Genomic DNA, 20,397 nt, shown 5'->3' on the forward strand with positions numbered 1-20,397 from the left:
TTAGACTGCTTAGTCTAGACGTATGAGACCGCTCCGTCTAATCTGTGTTAGCGTTATCGCTCATCGAAGGGAGAACAGTGAAGCACACACGTCGAACGCAGGCCGGAGCGCTGCTTGCGGCTACCACGCTACTCGGGTTATGCACCGCATGTGCAGGACAAACAGAGCAAAGCGGGGACATGCAGGCAATCACGTACCTGGAGCCGAACTGGTTTACCTCGCTCTATCCGCCTGCGGCCGGGTTCTACCCGAATGGTGGCGTCGTGAATCAAATAACAGACAGACTGCTCTATCAGGACCCGGAGACGCTCGAGCTGCACCCGTGGATCGCCACGAAGCTGCCGGAGATCAACGAGGACGCGACGGTATACACGTTCGACATCCGCACCGACGTCACCTACTCCGACGGCTCGCCGCTCACCGCGGAGAACGTCGTGGCCAACTTCGACCTCTACGGCAAAGGCGACAAGGAGCGGCTGCTCAACGCCTCCGAGCAGATCTCGAACTACGACTACGGCGAAGTCATCGACGAAGACACGGTGCGATTCCACTTCACCGCACCCTCGCCGGGGTTCGAGCAAGCGGTCTCCGTGTACAACGCCGGGCTGCTTTCCGACGCCACCCTGGCGCTCGACAACGAGTCCTTCGGGCCGGGCAGCGCCCACAACATCATCGGCTCCGGCCCGTTCGTCATCGCCGGTGAGGAGCTGGGCACCTCCATCGAGCTGCGGGCGCGCGAGGACTACGACTGGGCACCGCCCATCCTCGAACACCAGGGCCGCGCCCGGCTGGACAGCGTGACGTACCGGCTCGCCGCCGAAGAGGCGATGCGCACCGGCGCGGTCCTATCCGGGCAGGCGGACATCGTGCGCGACGTGACTGCGTCCGCCGAGCGCCACCTGAAAGACCGCGGCGTGCAGATTGTCTCCCGCGGCACGAACGCGATGAACAACCAGATCGCGATGCGCCCGCAGCACCCGTACCTGCAGGACATCCGGGTGCGCCGCGCGATCACGCACAGCGTGGACCGCGAAGAGCTGCTGCGCATCCTGTTCTCTGACTCCTACCCGCTGGCGACCTCGAGCGTGGCCGCCACCGGCTTGGGCTACAAGAACCAGGGCGACGCCTACACATACGACCCGGAGCTTGCCCGGCAGCTCCTCGATGAGGCCGGGTGGGTCGTGGGTGGCGACGGCATCCGCGTCAAGGACGGGGAGCGTCTGCACCTGACCGTCAACTACGCGCAGACCCAGCCGCGCGCCCGCGAAGTGATGACGATGGTGCAGTCCAACCTGCGCGACATCGGCATTGAGCTCTCCGTGCTCTCCGGCGACCGTTCGACGCAAAACGTGGCGTCGAAGGACCCGAACAAGGTGCAGCTCTACCACACGATGGTCGGCCGGGCGGACTACGACGCCATCGAGTCGCACTACGCGGTCGGGCGCCGAGACTCCTTCATTAACCAGGATGAAAACGACAACGTGATCGACCAGCACCTCGAAGACCTGCTGCAGACCGTGGTCTCCACACCCGACGACGCCGGCCGGGCCCGCGCAGTGGAAGCCGTCCAAGATTACGTCACTGAGCAGGCCTACACGCTGCCGCTGTTCGAAGAACCACAGGTATACGCCGTCAGCCCACGTCTGTGCGGGTTCGGCGTGGAAGCCGTTGCACGCCCTGCGCTCTATAGCGCCTACCTCCAGGAAGGGGATACGCCATGCCGTACATCGTAAAGCGGGTAGGCCAAGCACTGATCGTGCTGCTGCTGACCTACACTCTCGCATTCTTTCTGCTTTCGGCTCTGCCATCCGACGGTGTCATGGCCCGCTACGCTGACCCGGCACTGGGACTCAGCCAGGCTGAGATTGAGGCGATCCGTTCGGAGATGGGCGTCGATAAGCCGTTGCTTACGCAGTACGTGGCGACGCTGACGGGTCTGTTCACCGGCAGTCTCGGCTACTCCGTGCGCACTGGTACGCCGGTGGGCCAGCTCATCGCCGACGCCCTGCCGCATACGCTGGCGTTGGCCGCGACCTCGGTCGGGCTCGCGATCATCGTGGCACTCATCACCGCATTCGTCGCGACGCTGCCCGGCGCCGGGCGCATCGGCGCGCTGTTTCGCGCGGTGCCCTCCCTGATGGTGTCGCTGCCAGGGTTCTGGATCGCGATCGTGCTGCTGCAGCTCGTGTCCTTCGAGCTCGGCTGGATCAACGTGATTGCGCCGGGCCCGCTCGAGGGGCTCGTGCTGCCGACGCTCACGCTGTCCGTCCCGATGGCGGCCCCGCTCGCGCAGGTGCTGATCCGCTCCATCGACGAGGTGCAGCGCAGCCCATTCGTGCAGGTGGCGCGTGCGCGCGGCGCGAGCGAGACCCGCATCTTCTGGTCCGACGTGCTGCGAAACGCGCTGCTCCCAGCGCTGACCATGGCTGGTTTGCTCTTCGGCGAGCTCGTCGGTGGTGCTGTGGTGACGGAAACCGTCTTCGGGCGTACGGGGTTGGGCTCCATGGTGGTCACCGCCGTGTCGAACCGCGACACGCCGGTGCTGCTGGGCGTAGTCCTCATCGCGGCGGTGGCGTACGTGACCATCAACCTCATCATTGACCTGCTCTACCCGGTGCTTGACGTGCGGCTGCGCACCGCCGGCGGACCGTTTGCCGCAACACCGAAGCAGTACGCCAGCCAGTCCGCCGACGCCATCGACGTGCGGGCAATCGAAACGGGACGGGAGTAGCAACCATGCGAACGACGAATTGGAAACAGCATTGGAAACAACCAGGCACGGTTCTCGCACTGCTCGTGCTGCTGCTTGCGTGCGCGTGGGCCCTGCTGCCGGGCATATTTGCCACGCACGACCCATACAAGGGCGTCGACGTGGCCCTTGCAGCGCCGAGCGCGGAGCACTTCTTCGGCACCGACGCCGTGGGGCGCGACGTGTACTCGCGCGTGGTCTACGGCGCGCGCCAGTCGCTGCTCGGCGCGGTGATCGCGGTGGCGGTCGGGCTGGTGTTCGGCACGCTGATTGGCCTGGTGGCGGGCGCGCTGCGAGGCAAAGTCGACACCGTACTGATGCGGATCGTGGACGTCCTGCTCGCTATCCCAGGCATCCTGCTGTCTCTGTCCATCATCATCGTGCTGGGCTTCGGCTCGCTGCAGGCCGCGTTCGCCGTCGGTATGACCACGGTGGCGACGTTCGCCCGCCTCGCCCGCTCGCAGGTGATGCAGGTTGTCGGTGCCGACTTCGTAGAGGCCGCCTACGGTTCAGGTGCGACGAAGTCCCAGGTGCTGGTGCGCCACATCCTGCCGAACTCGCTCACCCCGGTCATCGCGCTGGCGGCCCTGCAGTTCGGCACGGCGATCCTGCAGCTGTCCATCCTCGGGTTCCTCGGCTACGGTGCCCCGCCGCCGATCCCGGAGTGGGGCCTCATCATCGCCGAAGGCCGCGACTTCATGGCCACCGCCTGGTGGATCATCGTCCTGCCCGGCGTGGCGATCATCGCCACCGTCATGAGCGCGAACCACCTGTCCCAACTCATTCGTACGGAGGCCTAACCCATGCAACCCCTGCAACCTTTACTTGAAGTACGTGGCCTGACCGTCGCGTACGGCAATCAGCCGCCATCGGCGCAAGACGTGTCCTTTTCCGTCGCGCCTGGCAAACTCACCGCGATCGTGGGGGAGTCCGGCTCTGGCAAGACGACCTCGGTGATGGCGACTCTGGGACTCCTCGGCGGGTCCGCGCGGGTGCTGGACGGCGCAGTCTATTTCCAAGGCAAGGACATCACGCAGTTGTCTCCGCGGCAGTGGCGTCAGCTGCGCGGTGCGAAGATTGGCTTGGTGCCGCAGGACCCGAACAATTCGCTCAACCCGCTCAAGCCCGTCGGGGCCTCGATCGAGGAGGCGATGGCGGTCCACGGTATTGGCACAGCCGCCTCCCGTCGCGCACGCGCGCTGGAGCTCATGGAGGCCGTCGGCATCGACGACCCGCAGCGCCGCCACGGCCAGTACCCGCACGAGCTCTCGGGCGGGATGAAGCAGCGCGTGCTCATCGCAGCAGCCATCGCGCCCGAGCCGCAGGTACTGATCGCCGACGAGCCGACGTCCGCCCTGGATGTGACCGTGCAGGAAAAGGTGCTGGACGTGCTCGACGAGATGCGTGAGCGCCTCAACCTCGGCATCGTGCTGATCACGCACGACTTGGCGGTGGCGGGTGACCGTGCCGACGACGTGGTGATTATGCAGCGCGGCGTCGTCGTGGAGGAAGGCCCCGCCGCGGAGGTGCTCGCCGACCCGCAAGAGGAGTATTCACAGCGCCTGCTTGCCGACGCCCCTTCGCTCGCCGTCGCGAACGCCTACCACCGGCCAGCGCCAGACGGCGACGTGCTGGTGCGCGTGGATCACCTGCGCCAGGAGTATGGGGACTTCGTGGCCGTCAACGACGTCTCCTTCGAAGTGAAGCGAGGGTCCACGCACGCGATTGTGGGCGAGTCCGGCTCCGGGAAGACCACGACCGGGCGGGCTATCTCCCTGTTCCGGGATCCGACGAGCGGCAGCGTCACCATCGGCGGCAACGTCGTGACCGGCGTCGACGACGCCGCCCGCCGGAGGCTGCGCTCCACGGTGCAGCTGGTGCACCAGAACCCGTTTTCTTCCCTGAACCCTAAAATGACGGTGGAGGCCATCGTGGCCGAGCCGGTTCGGAACCTGACGGGGGCGTCGAAACGCGAGGCGCGCGCGAAGGCGCACGAGGTGCTGGCGCGCGTGGCGCTGGACCCGCAGCAGTTCGCGCGGCGCACCCCGTCGCAGCTTTCCGGCGGGCAGCGCCAGCGCGTTGCCATTGCGCGTGCGCTCGTGGTGGAGCCGGAGCTCGTCGTGTTCGATGAGGCGGTTTCCGCGCTCGACGTGACGGTGCAGGCGCAGATCCTCCGGCTGCTGGAAGACCTGCAGCAAGAGCTGGGCCTGACCTATATCTTTATTTCCCACGATTTGGCGGTGGTGCGCCAGGTTTCGGACACGGTCAGCGTGCTCAGCCGTGGTACCCAGGTGGAGTACGGCCCGACGGACGACGTCTTCCAGTGGCCGCGCCACGAAGTGACAAAGAACCTGATCCATGCAATCCCGGGCGCGCGCTTCCGCGCCCGGCAGTTAGGAGAATTTAGTGTCTAACATCATCGATACGCTTGCCGACGCCTCTCCGGAACTCGCGCGCCTTCGCAGGCGCCGCCCGGAAGCAGTCGAGAACGCAGAGCTCACGTTTACGGCCCTCTTCGAGCCTGACGACGAGGGCGACGTGCCACTGGCCTGGCGCTATGGTGTCGCCGCGTTCGTGGCAGGGCTGACCGGCTTGCCTACCGCGAGTGCGTTCTACCGGGAGTTGCTCGAGGACCTCGAAGACCAAGCCCCCGGCCTAGCCGAGGCCGTCGACGCCGCCATCGCGCGCGGTGCATCCGAGGGGCCGTACTGGCACGGCGACTTCGTCCTGTTCGGTGACGTCATTGGGGAGGCGTCCGAGCAGTTCGCCGCTGCCCTGGACTTCGCACACCTGCTGGTCTTCCACCCGAAGGATTCCACCGCCGCAGCGATCGGTCACCTGCAGACCTCCGGGTGGAGCGACAACGGCATCGTCACGTTGGGGCAGCTCATCGCGTTCGTGGCGTTCCAGTTGCGCGTCGTGCACGGCGTGCGGGTGCTCGGCGGGGTTGACGCTGGTGGAGCGCAGCGGGCGTCGATTAGCGGGCGCGCGCACGGCGTGGCTGACCCCGGCTGGGAGCCCGGGCCGCGCACCTTGTTGCCCGAGGTCGTGGCGCCGACGAAGTTCGTGGAGCACTCCCTGGGCTGGCGCGCGTGGGTGCCCAGCCTGGACAAGTCCGAATTCACCGAGGTGCACCGCGACGCGCTGCTCAAGCCCGAGCGAATCGATATGGAGTACTTCCGGCTGCTCGCGCGTGACCCTGCGGTGCTCAAGGCTCGCACCCTGACTGACCTGGACATTTTCTACAACACCGACGGCGGGCTGGGGCGCGCCGAGCGCGAACTCGCCGCGACCGTGGTCTCCCGTCTCAACGGGTGCGAGTACTGTGCTTCCGTGCACCAGGGGCGCGCGAAGCAGGAAGGCGGCGACGCCGAGGCGATCTCCCGGCTCCTTGCCGAAGGCGTGACCGCGGACCTGGGCACCCCGCTGTGGAACGCGCTGCGCGACGCCGCCGTGGCGCTCACACACACGCCGATCGCGTTCTCGCAACAACATGTCGAAGCCCTCCGCGAGGCCGGCTGCGGCGAGCTCGAGATCCTCGACCTGATCAACTCGGCGGCGTTCTTCAACTGGGCCAACCGCCTCATGCTCAGTCTCGGTGCGGCTGACGTACCGAAGCGCTACCGCTAGCGCTTCTGGATGGGCGCTGCGGGCGCGTATGCGAGGCGCCGCGTGCCGTCGACGTGCGGCATGAGCACCCACGCCACCACAAACAGCCCACCCGCAAGCAGCGCCAGCCCCCAGCCGGGCAGCGGCGCGATCAGCGGGCTCAGCATGATTGCGAGCCACCACAGCATCAGCGGCACCACCATGCTGAGCGACGGCACCTGCGAGACGTTGCGGCTGCGCGCAAACTCGGCCATAGCCTTGCGGTACGGGTGCGCCCGGGTGGTGAAGCGGGCAACGAGCACCGCGGCGAGAGCAATGCCGACTTTCGCGGCTGCGGGCAGCGGTGCAGCCATCACGCTTATCGACGCCGCTACGCACCCCGCCGCCACAGCCCGCACAATGGGTGGCGTGGGAATTGGGGTGACGCGGTTGCGGAAGTCTGCGTAATACATAGGGCAGAGCGTACCGCATAGAGGCCTGCCTTGTGGCGCTACTATTCGAAATAGTGTTCGACCTTTACTGTTGCTCGTGTCGGGGGTGCGGTGCATACTTACATGCATGAATGGAACACCTATTCGCTTGCGTGAGTTTGCCTCGGACGGTGGCGGACAGCTCAGCAAAGCTGAGCAGATTGCGCAACTCCGAGCGCAATTAGCCGAGCTCGACGGTGGTGCTGTGCAGGAGCCGATCGGGAGCGAGGGTGTTGTTCCGCTGTCTGCAGAGTTGGCGCGCGTGCTCCCGAACGGGGGTTTGCCAAGACGGCAAGTCACACAGGTGAGCGATACGCCGTCGCTTATCGTAGAGATCCTGCGGCAGGTCACGGAAGCCGGAGGATACGTGGCCGTGGTGGGGTGGCCGGAGTTGTCCTACGCAGAGCTCTCGGAGCAAGCGCTGCGCAGAACCGTAGCGGTTCCGGAACCGGGGATGGACGCCATGCACGCCGCAGGGGTGCTCGCCGAGGGGCTAGACGTGGTGGTGCTACACACCCGAAGCGAAATCCAGTACACGCCCGCCCAGGCACGCCCACTGCTTGCCCGCGTGCGCGTCGGGGAGGCGGCGATGCTGTGTGTGAACGCGACGGTGCCTTCGCCTGCATTGCGCATGAGCGCGGACATTGCTAGCTTCCACGGCATCGGGCGCGGTCGTGGGCGCATCGCAGGCATTGACCTGGAGGTGTCCGCGCACGCGAAAGGCTGGAAGCGGCCACCGGCACTGCTGACGCTTGGGGCCGCGACGGGCGGTGTCACGCACTTGAAGGCGGTGCCCTCATGAGGGTTGCGGCGCTCTGGTTCCCGGATTGGCCCGTGCAAGCAGCCAAGCTCGAAGCCGAGGACACGCTGGAGGAACCGATCGCGATCGCGGTGCAGCACCGTATCAAGGTGTGTTCGCAGGAGGCGCGGCGCGCCGGGGTCCGTCGCGGGATGCGGGTGCGCAACGCGCAGGCCGTCGCGCCTGAGCTGACGGTGGTGGAGGACAACCCGGAGCGCGACGGCCGCACGTTCAGCGCGCTCGCGGGATCCCTGGATGACGTGGCGGCCTCCGTGGAGGTGCTGCGCCCTGGCCTGGTGGTTGCGGACCTCGCCGCGGCGGCGAAGTTCCACGGCGATGAAGATACGGCGCTTGAGATGCTTCTCGACGCCGCCGCACGCCACGGCATCGACGTCATGGCAGGGGCGGCGGACGAGATCGCCACCGCGGTGATCGCCACCCGGAGCTCGCACGTGGTTGCAGCGGGGGAGTCGGCGCAGTTCCTTGCAGTACAGCCGCTTCGGGTGCTCACCGCCGAGACAGCACTCGGCACGGACCCGGAAACGGTCCGTACCCTGGGCCAGCTGGGCATCCAGACGCTGGGGCAGCTCGCGCAGCTGCCGGCCTCTGCCGTGATGACTCGCTTCGGGGTCGCAGGCATCCACCTCCACCGGATCGCCAGTGCGGCCCCGGACCGGCGCGTCGCCCCGGAGCTACCCGTGGAGGACTTCGCCGTCGAGATGACGCCGGAGGAACCGATTGAGCGCGTCGACGCTGCCGCGTTCGCCGCCCGCGCGCTCGCGGCCACGCTGCACCAGCGCCTCAAGGGGGCCGGGGTGCACTGCCTCCGGCTGAAAATCTCCGCCGAGCTTGTCGACGCCGCCCGGGTCGAGCGCGTGTGGCGCACCCGGGAAGCGCTAACGGAGGCTGGCACCGCTGACCGGGTGCGCTGGCAGCTCGACGGCTGGCTCACCAACGGGGGCGCAGGGCCGATCGCCTCGCTCATGCTGGAACCACTTGAGCTTGCGCAGCCCGACGTGGTGGGGGAGCTGTGGTCCGACGGGGCGTCGGACGAGGGGGCGCGGCGCGTGATCGAGCGGGTGCAGTCCCAGCTCGGAATGGAGGCGGTGCTGCAGCCGGTCGCGGTTGGAGGTCGCGGCGTGGCCGAGCGTATTCAGCTGGTGCCCTATGGGGAGGTGCCGCCGCAGGGCCGCGGGGCGTTCGTCGGCGCCGTTCCGTCACCACTTCCAGCCCGGCTCGGCGGTGGGATCGAACACCCGTCATCGCGGGTGCAGCTGCTGGACAGCGCCGACCAGCCGATACTGCTCAATGCCGAAGTCCTGCTCAGCGGCCAGCCGACAACGCTAGTGTGGGGCAAGCGCTGCTACGACATCACCGCGTGGGCAGGGCCTTGGCCCGTTGACGAAGAGTGGTGGGGTGCTCATCCGACCCGGCTTGCGCGCCTCCAGGTGTTGGGCCACGACCAGGCGGCAGAAACAGGGGAGCGTGGGTGGCTGTTGGTGTGGCACCGGCAGCGATGGAGCGTCGAGGCGCTCTACCACTAGGTGTTAGGACTGCACGATGTCGACGACCAGGCGCAGCGGGTGCTCCAGAATCTGCACCGAATACGGCAGGTCAGAGCGCAGCCCTACGACCACGCGGCTGCGACCCTCGTAGGTGCCGGCGTTGACGACGTCGATAATGTTGCCGGTCTCTGCCGGGGTATCTACCTTGATCTGGTCCGCGTCCAGGCCAAGTTCGTAGGGGTAGACGGTGCCGTCGATGTTGATATTGAGGAACGCGTTGCCAGTCACCTTCAGTGGTTTGCCGGTGATCTCCTGCATCGGGGTGGAGGTGTAATCCACGAACCAGCCCGGCTCGCCCTTGCCGACGAGGTCCACGACAACGCGGTCGAACCCCTCGTGGGTGCCCACACGCACGCCAGCCACGGCGAGCTGAGCAGGCGCGGAAGGCCGCTGAGTCTTCGGGCTCGCGTTCGCGGTACCGAGCGGGCGCAGCTGCGTCGTTGATGGCGCAGCATGCATCGAGCCGACGCGGGTCGCGGCCTGGTCCTGAGCAGGAGAAGACACGCACCCAGCGAGCATGGCGCCAGCAATACAGGGCGTCAGCGCCGCAACGGCGAACTTCGGTAAGGGAAACACGCAAATTACCGTAGCCAGAACGAATCTCGAAGAGCAAAGCAGAACGGCAAAAAATCAAAAAGGTTATCAAAATGTTAACTGCCCGACTCGGCCCGGTTTAGGTATACCTAATCAATCGGGAAATTTTCGCTACAGTAGGTGACATGACTACAGCCCATGCACGCACACTCTGCTCCGATACGGACAGTGAGCCGCTGCCGGGTACCGCGAAACCCGGCTCGACCTACGTTTTGTTTGAGTGGCCACACAAGTGGAGCCACGACGTACTCGACGGCGACACCTTCGGGGACGAACTGACCGAAAAGTTGAAAGCGCACATGCAGCGCTACAACGCCACCTTGCTGCTCATCCGCCACCCAACGAGGGAAGGCCGCCAGATTGAAGACCACCACGTCTACCTGGTCTTCGCCGACCAAGCAGCAACCGAGGTGCTGCACGTCGATGGGCCTGAGGCGATCCTGGATCTCGACCTGTCAGGCCCAGGGCAAAACAGCGCCAAGTCGCGTACGAAACCGCTGGTCCTGGTCTGTACCCACGCGAAGCGCGACATGTGCTGCGCCATCAAGGGTCGCCCCATCGTCAACGAGCTCGTAGAGAAGTACCCGTTTGGGCAGGGCAACGACGTGGTGTGGGAAACCTCGCACATCAAGGGGCACCGTTTTGCCGCCACGATGCTGCTCATGCCGTGGGCGTACAGCTTTGGCCGAATGAACCTTGAGGCTACTGAGGCCATGCTTGAAGCTGCGATGCGCGGCGAGTACTTCGTGCCGGGCAACCGCGGCCGCGGCACCTTCAGCCCGGTAGGTCAGGTGGCGGAAGTGGACGTCGCAACGCAGCTCGCCACCCGAGGGGACAAGGTGCGCTACGGCCAGCTCGAAGTCACCGCCGAGCGTATCGACGGCCCCTCCGCCCACGTCACCGTCACCGACACCGCGACCGACACTGCCTACGAGGTGACGTTGGAACAGCGCGACGTTGATGCCGTGATGGCATCATGCGGGAAGGACCCGAAGCCCGGCAAGAGCTGGGTCGCAGTCGGGCGCTCCTAGATGTAGCTGGGCAGCACGTCTGCCACCCTGTTGATGACGTGGTCGGTGCGCTGCTGCACTTCGGCGGGCGAGTGGTGGAAGCTGTGTGAGTGATCTGCGATCTCGTGCATGGACAGGTCATTCCACGAGTCGCCGAAGGTGTACAGCTCGATGTCTTCGCGTGGGACGTCGAGGAGCTGCAACAGGTCCTGGATGCCTGCGCCCTTCGTGCGACCGGGCGCCATGATGTCGATGAAGTCCTGGTTCTGCGCTACCGATACATGCGGCAGCGCGCGCGTCCACTCGTAGACTTCGGCGCGAAGCGCTTCGTTGGCTGGGATCCACAAGGGGACGACGGCGAACTCGTGGTGGGGAATGTCGGCCGTCGTCATTGCGTCGAAGTTGACGGTAAAGCTGCTGCGGGCCTGGGTGTTGTTGCTGAACTCACCATCGACGTGGCCGATCGTGGTGCCGAACACCGCCACCCCATCCGTGTCAGCGAAGTGCGTGACCACCTGCTCGACGATCTCCGGGTCTACAAGGTGCGAGTAGAGCAGGCGCTCGTTATCGCCGGTGGTTGCGGAGCCGCCGTTGGAGAGCACCTGGTAGTCGAAGCGGATGGGGCAGTGGCGCATTCCGAACTCGAGCGCGGTGCGCGAGCGTCCGGTGGCAGAAATGGCGATGTGGCCGGCGTCGCGCCAGGCCTGGATTGCGGCCATGTCGGCCGGGTCGAAGCCGTGCTCGCCCGTGTCAGTGTCCGTGGAATGATGAAGGGTGCCATCAAAATCAAACGCTGCGATTTTCATGGCACCCATCCTAACCAACTGATCACACCTTAGCGGCGCATCACCTTCTTGGACAGCCAGTTGCCCAAGAACTGCGCCAGCTGCACGATGACGACGATGACGATCACAGCCGCCCACGTCACCTGCGGCTCGAACTGGCGGTAGCCATACACGATGGCGAAGTCACCGAGGCCGCCACCGCCGATGTAGCCGGCCATCGCGGACATATCGATCACCGCGATGAAGATGAACGTGTAGCCGAGGATCAGCGGACCGAGCGCCTCGGGGAGGATGACGGTGCGGATGATCGTCCACGGTCCTGCGCCCATCGAACGTGCGGCCTCAATCATGCCGGGGTCGATGGACACCAGGTTCTGCTCGACAATACGGGCCACGGTAAAGGTCGCGGAGAAGCACATCACGAACGTGGCTGCACCACGACCAATCGTCGTGCCCACCACCGACAACGTGATGGGGTAGAGCATCGCGATCATGATGATGAACGGGATCGGCCGGAAGAAGTTCACGGCGAAGTTAATCACCCAGTACACGACGCTGTTCTGCAGGATGCCACCCGGGCGGGTGGTGTACAGGAACACGCCAAGGATCAGGCCGCAGATACCACCGACCAGCAGGGTGATGCCCACCATCCAGAGCGTGTCGCCGATGGCGTCTACGAACGTGGGACCGAGGCGGTCCCAGTTCGGCTGCGCCAGAATGAATTCATTGACAGCACTGTTCATCGACGTATCTCCTGAATATCCGTGGTGCCCTGCAGCGTGTGCAGGAACTCGTTAATCGCTGCATCGTCGCCGTTGAGGCGGACCGTCATCTTGCCGAAGGAGTGCTCCTGCAGGGTCGTAATACCCGCATGCACCGGCTGAATCGACACGCCGCGTTGGCGCGCCTTCTCCGCCGCGCCGAAGAATCCCGAGTGTTCGGTCAGGTCGACGGTGAAGAGACGCCCAGGCGCCGCGTTCAGCAACTCGAGCTCCTCGTGCTTGTCTGGGGTGTTGCGAAGCGACGTCGATACGAAGCGCTGCGCGACCTTCGTCTTCGGGTCCGAGAACACCTTGTAGACGGAGCCATACTCGACGACCTTGCCGGCCTCCATCACGGCGACCTTGTCCGCAATCGCGCGGATCACGTCCATCTCGTGGGTAATCACCACGATCGTGATGCCAAGTTCCGCGTTGACGCGGCGCAGTAGCTCAAGCACCTCGTGGGTGGTCTCGGGGTCGAGGGCGGAGGTGGCTTCGTCGGCAAGCAAGAGCGAGGGATTCGTGGCGAGCGCACGAGCGATGCCCACGCGCTGCTTCTGACCACCCGAAAGTTGCTCGGGGTAGTTCTTGCCGCGATCCGACAGGCCGACGAACTCGAGGAGCTCCTCGACGCGCGCCCGGCGCTCCTGCTTGCCCAAACCGGCAAGCTGCAGCGGGTACTCAATGTTGCCCGCCGCAGTTCGGGAAGAGAACAGGTTGAACTGCTGGAAAATCATCCCAACGTTTCGGCGCACTTCCCGCAGGCGCTTCTCGCTCTTGCCGACGATATTGGTGCCGTCGAGGAGGAGTTCGCCGCTGGTAGGCATGTCGAGCCCGTTGATCAGCCGCACCAGCGTGGACTTGCCAGCGCCGGAGTAGCCGATCACTCCAAGGATCTCACCAGGCTCGACCGTCAGCGACACATTGTCGACGGCCACAACCTCGCGCCCACCCGTTGTAAAGACTTTCGATACGTCCCGGAACTCAACCCGGGTGCCGGTTTTCGTCACGGATTACTTCTCCTGAAGGCGTGCGAGGATAGCGTTTGCGTCATCACGGGAGCGCTCAACAGCGACCGCGGTGCCGCGGGAATCCTCCTGGACGGCAGCTGCGACCTCTGGGGAGTTCCACAGCTCTGCGAGGCGGTTGTAGGTCGGGTTGTCCAGGTCCTCAGCGCGTGCAGCGAAGACGTTGATGTATGGCTCGCCCTGCTCGGAAGCCGGGTCATCCTGGAAGATAGCCTGCTTTGGCTCAATGCCAGCGCGCTCCAGCCAGGAGTTGTTGATGATGGCCGGGCGGCCTTCCTTGTACGCGGAGGTCGTCTGGGAAGCGTCGACCGGAACGACCTTCACCTTCGACGCTGCCTCGTCGATATCTGCTGGGGACGGTGCCAGTTCATCAGCGCCATCCTTCAGCGTGATCAAGTCAGCCTGGACGAGGACGTTGATTGCGCGGCCCTGGTTCGAGTCATCGTTCGGGATAGCAACCTCGGTGCCTTCGATGCCGTCGAGGGAATCGTGATCCTTCCAGAACAGTGCCAGCGGGTAGATCTCCGTGGTGGACAGCACCTTCAGGTCGTTGCCGGAAGCCTCGTTGTAGGTGGCGAGGTAGAGGATGTGCTGGAACTTGTTCAGGTCAATCTCGCCCTGGGCAAGCGCCTCGTTGACTGGTGCGTAGTCAGAGAACTGCACGATGTCGAGGGTGATGCCGTTGTCTGCCGCGAGGTCCTCGAAGACGGACCATGCCTTCTGGTCAGCGTCGGTGGTACCAATCTTGACGACGGTGTCCTCGCCGCCACCGGCAGCGTCGGTGGTCTTCTCGGCAGAGTCGTTGGAGCAAGCTACCAGGCTGGTAGCGGCGAGGGCTGAAGCTGCGATGGTTGCAATCACACGGTTGAGGCGCATGATGTCTCCTTTATGTCTTTCGTTGGGGAATCATTGATGGTTTGAAAACTTAGCATCTATTGGACCGCTTAGTCTATCCCTGGCTGCAAACGTTGAATATAAATCCACTTGCGCGAGCATTCGAACATGTTTACACTATCGAACATGCGATTCAATGGGGGTGCTCCACTGACATGGTCAAAGCTGGAGCGGATACTGTCTGGGAACGACGTCGGTCCTGTCGTTCCGGTAGATCACCTCACCTTTGCTGGTGAAGCGGAGGGTGAGGGGGTCGGTGGGCGGCGCGGTGGGGTGCCATTCGCCGAGTTGCACGCGGTGTCGTCCTATAGCTTCCTTGGCGGGGCGAGCGAGCCTGAACAGCTGGTCGCGCGCGCTCGGTCGCTCGGTCTTTCGGCGCTTGGCCTGTGTGATCGTGACGGTTTCTACGGTGCAGTGAAGTTTGCGGAAGCTGCTGCTGCGGCCGGGATGCCCACGGTGTTTGGTGCAGAGCTGACGCTGAAAGAGGGGGTGCTGCCCGTCCTGGCCCGTGGTGCGGAAGGGTACCGGAGGTTATCGCATCTGATGTCGCGCGCACACATGGAGGGTAGGCAAAAAGGCGAGCTCTCGTACCCGCCGATGTGGGAAATCGGGGAGTGGCTTGATGGCTCCTGCTTAGCGCTTGGCGGGTGGGAGTGGACCCCGCTATTCGATAAATTGAGCGAGAGCTTCGGGGTGGAAAATGTGGTGAGGGAGTACGTGGTCTCACTCATGCCGGATGACGCCGATCATCACCAACAATTAGACCGCTTCGTTCATCTTCCCGCCATAGTGAGTACCCGGCCTGCCGCTGCGACGCGCCGACACGCGCGCCTCGCTGCAGCGAAACATGCGCTTGGCCAGCGCCGCGCGCTGCGGCAAGACGTTGCTGACCTGCACCCCATGGGGGCGCACTGGCTGCGCAGCGGGCAGCAGCTCGCCCGGCTGCTGCCGGGATGTGAGCCGATGCTGGCCACCACCGTGGAGGTTGCCGAACAGTGCGCGTTTACGCTCGACCTTGTCGCGCCAAACCTACCGGACTACGACACTCCTGCTGGCCACAATGAAATGGGCTATCTGAAGGAGTTGACCTACGCGAGTGCGCAGGTGCGGTACGCGACGCGACCGGAAAACATCCGTGAGCAGGCGATGAAGCAGATTGCTTACGAACTCAGCGTGATTGAGGAGCTCCAATTCCCCGGCTACTTCTTAATCGTGTACGACCTGGTCGATTTTTGTCGGCGCAGCAATATCCTGTGCCAAGGCCGTGGGTCGGCGGCGAACTCAGCGGTCTGCTTTGCTCTCGGGATCACGAACGCCGAGCCGATCAGTGCTGGCCTTCTCTTTGAGCGTTTCCTGTCGCCGGACCGCGATGGCCCACCGGATATCGATATTGATATTGAGTCCGGCAGGCGCGAAGAAGTAATCCAGTACGTTTACCGGCGCTACGGCCGCGAGCGTGCCGCGCAGGTGGCGAACGTGATTACGTACCGGAGGAAGGGTGCTGTTCGTGACGCTTCCCGGGCGCTCGGGTACCCACAAGGTGCTGCGGATGCCTGGTCAAAAGGACTCAGCGACCCGCCGGAGCAGGTATGTACGTTGGCGGAGGAGTTCATTGGCCAGCCACGCCACCTCGGGATCCACTCGGGCGGGATGGTGATCTGCGACCGGCCGATCGCGGACGTCGTTCCCATCGAGTGGGCGCGCAAGGAACAGCGCTCTGTGGTGCAGTGGGACAAAGACGACTGCGCTTCGGCGGGGTTGGTGAAGTTTGACCTGCTCGGGCTCGGCATGCTGGAGGCCCTGCACCACATGGTGGACCTCGTACGCGATACAACGGGCACCGAGGTGCACCTGTGGGAGCTCGACCTCGCCGACACCAACGTCTACGACATGCTGTGCCGCGCTGACGCCGTCGGGGTGTTTCAGGTGGAGTCGCGCGCGCAACTTTCCACGCTGCCACGGCTGAAACCACAGCGCTTCTTTGACCTCGTGGTCGAGGTGGCCCTCATTCGCCCAGGCCCAATTCAAGGCGGATCCGTTCACCCATATCTACGGCGCCGCGATGGCCTCGAGCCCGTTCTCTACGATCACCCGGTGCTGGAAAAGTCCCTCGGGAAGACGCTGGGTATTCCGTTGTTCCAGGAGCAGCTCATGCAGATCGCCGTCGACGCCGCAGGATTCAGCGGCCGGGAGGCTGACGCGCTGCGCCGCGCGATGGGTTCGAAGCGTTCTCCAGCAAAAATGGCGGCGCTCAAAGCCCGGTTCTTCGAGGGCTGCAACACCACGAACGGGATCGGGGCGGACGTCGCGGAAAAGCTCTGGAACAAGATCGTCGCGTTTGCCGCCTACGGATTTCCGGAGTCGCACTCGCAATCGTTTGCGTCGCTTGTGTACTTCTCCGCGTGGATGAAGTACTACTACCCGGCGCAGTTCTGCGTCGGCCTGCTGCGGGCACAGCCGATGGGCTTCTACTCGCCCCAGTCCCTGATTCAAGACGCCCGCCGCCACGGCATCACGGTGTTGCCGGTGAGCGTGAATGGGTCCGGCGTACAGGCGCGCTGTATAGATAATGACACAATTCGGATCGGGCTGAATTTGGTGAAGGGGGTCGGGGAGAAGGCTGCGGCCAGGATCGAGGAGGCCGCGCCGTTTACGGACATCGCGGACCTGGCGCGTCGGGCGGAGCTGACCGTGGAGCACGTCGAGGCGCTCGCTAAGGCCGGTGCGCTGGACTGCTTCGGAGGGGAGCGTCGACAAGCAGTGTGGGCTGCGGGTATCGCAGCAACAGAGCGCGACGGGATGCTTCCTGGGCTTTCAGGTATCGACGCCCCAGTGCTGCCCGGGATGACCGCGTTCGAGCTACTCGCGGCCGATGTTGCCGCGACCGGCGTCACCCCTGATGCTCAACCGATGCAGCTGCTGCGCGAACACTTGCAACGGGAGGGGATTCTCCGAGCGGTCGACCTTCGTAGCGTGGAAGACGGTACCCGCGTCCGCGTCGCAGGCGTGGTCACGCACAGGCAGCGGCCGCAGACGGCATCAGGCCTGACGTTTCTGGGGATGGAGGACGAAACCGGGCTGCTGAACATCATGGTGTCGCCGGGGCTGTGGAAGCGACAGCGCGTAGTGGCGCGCACAGCGCACGCGCTGGTGGTGCGCGGGATTGTCCAAAATGCGTCAGGTGCGGTCAGCGTCGTGGCGGACCGTCTGGAGCAAATCGATGTCGGCCAGTGGCTCTCGCGTGGTTCACGTGATTTTCGGTGAAGTCGCTAGGGTAGGGCCCATGGAACAGCAGACTGACGCACTCGCGAGACCACCGCTACCGGCCTCGGTTGAGCAGATGCACCGCGTATCACCGAAGTACATGGTGCCCATGCTGGTGACCAACACGGTGTGGGCGCTGATTGTCATCGGCAGCCTGCTGTGGGCGCAGTGGAAGTACGGCGGCTGGTGGATGTGGGGAGCGGCCGTCTGCGGAGTGTTCTTCATCTGGAAGTACTTCCTTATCCCGTTCCAGGTACGCAACCTGGCGTGGCTGGAAACGAACAACGAGCTCATCCTGAGCCAGGGGAAGATGTGGCACACGCTCACCGTTATCCCTTACGGGCGCATCCAGTTCGTGGACGTCAACACGGGACCGGTGATGCGGATACTTGGGCTCAAGAAGTTGGTGGTGAACACGGCATCGGTCAGTTCGGTGACCACGCTGCCTGGACTTCCCGCCCACGACGCCGACGCGCTGCGTGACCGGCTTGTAGTCAAAGCACGCGAACAGATGAGTGGCCTATGACGGCGGCCTCTGAGTACCGGCGGGTCCACCGACTGACCCCGTTGCTGCGCGTGTGGGCGACGCTGCTTGCGCTGCTCACGATCGCTGTCTTCAACTTCACGATGCCCCTAGTCAACTGGCTGCAGGACGAAGGCATCGGCATCATGGATGTGGGCGTGGCCGTTGGCGTGTTCGTCGTTGGCCTGCTCGTAGTGTTCATTATTTCGCAGCTGTGGTGGGCCAAGATCGGATTCCGCGTTGGCGAAGAAGACATCGAGCTGACGCGAGGGGTGCTCACCACTAAGGTGCGCACCGCTCGCTACGACCGGATCCAGGCAGTCGACGTCATCGAACCGTTCGCGCCGCGCCTGTTCGGGCTTGCGGCGGTGCGCGTCGAGGCGGCCGGAGGCAACAATTCGGCCATCGAGATCGCCTACCTGCCCCGCGCGGAAGCGGACGAACTACGCGCCGAGATCCTGCAGGCCATTGCTGCCCGCCCCGGCGCAGCTGCGTCCGCGTTGACGCCCACCGAGCAAGACGCCGACCCGGCTAATACGCTGGTGCCACCAATCCCGATTGGTCGTTCGCTGCTTGCTGCGGCGTTCCAACTCTCAACCATCATTACTGTCGTCTCGAGCGCCGTCCCGCTCTTCACCGATCTTTCGATCACCGCGGCAGTACCGATCCTCGTCGGGTTCGTGCCACAGATCTGGCGCACCATCGACCACTCGTGGCGCTTCAATTCAGTGCTTGACGACGCCACCTCCGGCAGCAACGGGGCCGTCATCAACATGACGTACGGGCTTGCGAACCGCAGGCACCAAGCAGTCCCGCTGCACCGCATCCACGCGGTACAGCTTCGCCAGCCACTGCTGTGGCGCATGTTTGGGTGGTGGACCGTCTCGGTGACTGTGGCCGGGTACGGGTCCGAGCGCAACAAGGCAACTGGCACGTCCAAGCTGCTGCCGGTCGGGACCTTGGAGCAGGCCATGCAGGTCATCGACGCGATTGCGCCGCTGTCCGGTGAGGCGATGCGAGACATGTCGCGTGCACAGCTGCGCTCCCCGCTCTCTGCGCGGTGGGTTTCACCGGTTGATTGGCGGCGGCAGACAGTCGCGCTGTACCCAGAGGTCACCGTGCTCACATTCGGTCGCCTGTCCCAGCGGTACCAGATGGTGGAAAACGCGCATATCCAGGAGCTTTCCTTCAAACAAGGGCCATTGCAGCGCAGGCTTGGCCTCGCGCACGTGCGCTTTGATCTGGTCCCTGGAGCCGTCAAAATGGTGGCGCGGGATATGCGCGCGGGGGAGGGGCGTTGGCTCGTCGATACGCTGCGCACCCGCACGCTGCCTGGCATGGACGATGCGGTAGCGCTCGTCGAGGAGACTTAGTTGTGGATGGTCAGGCCCCAGTATTGGATGGCGCTGCCGATCTCCATGGCGCCTACGCGGGTCTTATTCGCATCGGACACGTTGGAGTTGACGCCTACGGCCCACACTCCAGAGTTGTCGGCGGCGAAGACCGCGCCGCCTGAGTCTCCGCGATCGGTGATGCTGCGGAAGTAGAAGAGGCCGTTGTTTCCGATGCTTTCGAACTCTCCACATGAGTAACCGGTGGTGGCGCCGAGACGGCAGATGGCCATGCCGCGTGCCTGTGCTTCTTGCGGGGTGATCCAGCCGCGGAGCGGAAGATCCAACGGGAGTGTTGAGGAATATCGCGCATCGCCGGTGATTTCGATCAGCCCGATATCGGCGCCGACGATACCGCCGTATGCGTCCTTCTCCAGATAGGACTCCACCATCTCTCCGACATACGACCAGTTGCCTTGGGCGTCCTGCACGTAGAACTGATCGCCGCGATCGCCACAGTGGCCCGCAGTGATGATGAAGATCCGCTCGCCTTTGGATGCAAGGAAGCCCGTCGAACAGCCCGAGCTTTGTGTCTCGTTGATGATCCTGCCGCCAGGTACGATCCCGCCAGGCTGCTCCAGCCACTTCCAGTCGACGGAGTTGTGGTAGTACACGCCACGGTTGTCGTCGCGGCCCCGTTGCCCAGATGAGTCGTTTCTCGGATCGATGACGTTGCGTTGAATCGGTGGCTCGACGCGCTGGCTGGGGGCGCTTGGGCGTTCGCGGTAGTCCGGCTCTGGCCGGTACGGTGACTGACGGGCGGAGGTAGTAGTAGCTGGTGTCGGAGAGTTCTCGTTAAGCATTGAGGCTATGTCCGAGACTGCGGCGTCTTGCTCGGCGCGCCACGCGTCGAGCTCCTCATCGGAGGAACCCGAACAACTCGCCAACAATGCAGAAGCGGCGAGTACAGCGGTCAAACGGGCACGGGATGCAGTCGTAGAGAGCATGGCGGACT

The 20,397-nt window shown here is 64.5% G+C and carries 18 protein-coding genes; 11 read left to right on the forward strand and 7 right to left on the reverse strand.

What is annotated here, in order from left to right; genetic code table 11:
* The first annotated feature begins 179 nt into the window (after positions 1-179).
* The 5 genes from HMPREF3170_RS02935 to HMPREF3170_RS02955 are packed head-to-tail and all read left to right on the forward strand — an operon-like array spanning position 180 to position 6,379.
* Complete coding sequence (locus tag HMPREF3170_RS02935; protein WP_141742168.1) at positions 180-1,733, forward strand: TIGR04028 family ABC transporter substrate-binding protein; 1,554 nt, start codon at positions 180-182, stop codon at positions 1,731-1,733.
* Positions 1,718-2,731, forward strand: coding sequence for an ABC transporter permease (locus HMPREF3170_RS02940; RefSeq protein WP_083290815.1), 1,014 nt, complete (start codon positions 1,718-1,720; stop codon positions 2,729-2,731). Before HMPREF3170_RS02935 ends, HMPREF3170_RS02940 begins: the two co-directional genes overlap by 16 nt.
* Before the next feature lie 5 nt (positions 2,732-2,736).
* Positions 2,737-3,549 carry an ABC transporter permease gene (locus HMPREF3170_RS02945; RefSeq protein WP_070477620.1) on the forward strand — a complete coding sequence of 271 codons (813 nt, stop codon included), beginning with the start codon at positions 2,737-2,739 and terminating at the stop codon, positions 3,547-3,549.
* A gap of 3 nt (positions 3,550-3,552) precedes the next feature.
* Positions 3,553-5,163: a dipeptide ABC transporter ATP-binding protein gene (locus HMPREF3170_RS02950; RefSeq protein ID WP_070477622.1), complete on the forward strand. Its 1,611-nt coding sequence runs from the start codon at positions 3,553-3,555 to the stop codon at positions 5,161-5,163.
* Positions 5,156-6,379, forward strand: coding sequence for an alkylhydroperoxidase domain protein (locus HMPREF3170_RS02955; RefSeq protein ID WP_070477623.1), 1,224 nt, complete (start codon positions 5,156-5,158; stop codon positions 6,377-6,379). Before HMPREF3170_RS02950 ends, HMPREF3170_RS02955 begins: the two co-directional genes overlap by 8 nt.
* Here the strand turns inward: HMPREF3170_RS02955 and HMPREF3170_RS02960 are convergent.
* Positions 6,376-6,810, reverse strand: a complete 435-nt coding sequence (locus tag HMPREF3170_RS02960) for a hypothetical protein (RefSeq protein ID WP_070477624.1) — start codon at positions 6,808-6,810, stop codon at positions 6,376-6,378. The genes HMPREF3170_RS02955 and HMPREF3170_RS02960 overlap by 4 nt on opposite strands.
* A 106-nt stretch (positions 6,811-6,916) precedes the next feature.
* Between HMPREF3170_RS02960 and HMPREF3170_RS02965 the strand changes: the two genes are divergently transcribed.
* Together HMPREF3170_RS02965 and HMPREF3170_RS02970 are read left to right on the forward strand one after the other, a co-directional pair.
* On the forward strand, positions 6,917-7,630 hold the full coding sequence (locus HMPREF3170_RS02965; RefSeq protein ID WP_141742169.1) for a hypothetical protein: 714 nt from the start codon (positions 6,917-6,919) through the stop codon (positions 7,628-7,630).
* Positions 7,627-9,171 carry a Y-family DNA polymerase gene (locus tag HMPREF3170_RS02970; RefSeq protein WP_070477626.1) on the forward strand — a complete coding sequence of 515 codons (1,545 nt, stop codon included), beginning with the start codon at positions 7,627-7,629 and terminating at the stop codon, positions 9,169-9,171. The genes HMPREF3170_RS02965 and HMPREF3170_RS02970 overlap by 4 nt, the downstream gene beginning before the upstream one ends.
* A 3-nt stretch (positions 9,172-9,174) precedes the next feature.
* On the opposite strand, the gene HMPREF3170_RS02975 is transcribed toward HMPREF3170_RS02970, so the two are convergent.
* Positions 9,175-9,768 carry an AMIN-like domain-containing (lipo)protein gene (locus HMPREF3170_RS02975; protein WP_246814896.1) on the reverse strand — a complete coding sequence of 198 codons (594 nt, stop codon included), beginning with the start codon at positions 9,766-9,768 and terminating at the stop codon, positions 9,175-9,177.
* A 143-nt stretch (positions 9,769-9,911) separates the two neighbouring features.
* Between HMPREF3170_RS02975 and HMPREF3170_RS02980 the strand changes: the two genes are divergently transcribed.
* Positions 9,912-10,817 carry a sucrase ferredoxin gene (locus tag HMPREF3170_RS02980; RefSeq protein WP_070477627.1) on the forward strand — a complete coding sequence of 302 codons (906 nt, stop codon included), beginning with the start codon at positions 9,912-9,914 and terminating at the stop codon, positions 10,815-10,817.
* On the opposite strand, the gene HMPREF3170_RS02985 is transcribed toward HMPREF3170_RS02980, so the two are convergent.
* From HMPREF3170_RS02985 to HMPREF3170_RS03000, 4 genes are read right to left on the reverse strand one after another with little or no spacing between them, the layout of a single operon-like run.
* Complete coding sequence (locus HMPREF3170_RS02985) at positions 10,814-11,602, reverse strand: HAD family hydrolase (RefSeq protein WP_083290833.1); 789 nt, start codon at positions 11,600-11,602, stop codon at positions 10,814-10,816. The genes HMPREF3170_RS02980 and HMPREF3170_RS02985 overlap by 4 nt on opposite strands.
* 29 nt (positions 11,603-11,631) lie before the next feature.
* Positions 11,632-12,324: a methionine ABC transporter permease gene (locus HMPREF3170_RS02990; protein ID WP_070477634.1), complete on the reverse strand. Its 693-nt coding sequence runs from the start codon at positions 12,322-12,324 to the stop codon at positions 11,632-11,634.
* The gene (locus HMPREF3170_RS02995) at positions 12,321-13,352 is read right to left on the reverse strand and encodes a methionine ABC transporter ATP-binding protein (protein WP_070477636.1); all 1,032 of its coding nucleotides are present in this window, start codon (positions 13,350-13,352) and stop codon (positions 12,321-12,323) included. Before HMPREF3170_RS02995 ends, HMPREF3170_RS02990 begins: the two co-directional genes overlap by 4 nt.
* Positions 13,353-13,355: 3 nt before the next feature.
* The gene (locus HMPREF3170_RS03000; RefSeq protein WP_070363016.1) at positions 13,356-14,246 is read right to left on the reverse strand and encodes a MetQ/NlpA family ABC transporter substrate-binding protein; all 891 of its coding nucleotides are present in this window, start codon (positions 14,244-14,246) and stop codon (positions 13,356-13,358) included.
* Positions 14,247-14,390: 144 nt separating this feature from the next.
* Here HMPREF3170_RS03000 and HMPREF3170_RS03005 point away from each other — a divergent pair, with 144 nt between their 5' ends.
* Genes HMPREF3170_RS03005 through HMPREF3170_RS03015 form a run of 3 tightly spaced genes read left to right on the forward strand, consistent with a single transcriptional unit; the run spans position 14,391 to position 19,424 of the window.
* Positions 14,391-17,528 carry an error-prone DNA polymerase gene (locus HMPREF3170_RS03005; RefSeq protein WP_070477638.1) on the forward strand — a complete coding sequence of 1,046 codons (3,138 nt, stop codon included), beginning with the start codon at positions 14,391-14,393 and terminating at the stop codon, positions 17,526-17,528.
* A 19-nt stretch (positions 17,529-17,547) separates the two neighbouring features.
* Positions 17,548-18,054, forward strand: a complete 507-nt coding sequence (locus HMPREF3170_RS03010; RefSeq protein WP_240492743.1) for a PH domain-containing protein — start codon at positions 17,548-17,550, stop codon at positions 18,052-18,054.
* Positions 18,051-19,424, forward strand: coding sequence for a PH domain-containing protein (locus HMPREF3170_RS03015; RefSeq protein ID WP_070477640.1), 1,374 nt, complete (start codon positions 18,051-18,053; stop codon positions 19,422-19,424). The genes HMPREF3170_RS03010 and HMPREF3170_RS03015 overlap by 4 nt, the downstream gene beginning before the upstream one ends.
* Here the strand turns inward: HMPREF3170_RS03015 and HMPREF3170_RS03020 are convergent.
* The gene (locus HMPREF3170_RS03020; RefSeq protein WP_070363013.1) at positions 19,421-20,389 is read right to left on the reverse strand and encodes a S1 family peptidase; all 969 of its coding nucleotides are present in this window, start codon (positions 20,387-20,389) and stop codon (positions 19,421-19,423) included. The two genes, HMPREF3170_RS03015 and HMPREF3170_RS03020, sit on opposite strands and share 4 nt — an antisense overlap.
* Positions 20,390-20,397: the final 8 nt, after the last annotated feature.

The organism is Corynebacterium sp. HMSC08D02, from assembly GCF_001807505.1.
GTDB lineage: Bacteria > Actinomycetota > Actinomycetes > Mycobacteriales > Mycobacteriaceae > Corynebacterium > Corynebacterium pseudogenitalium.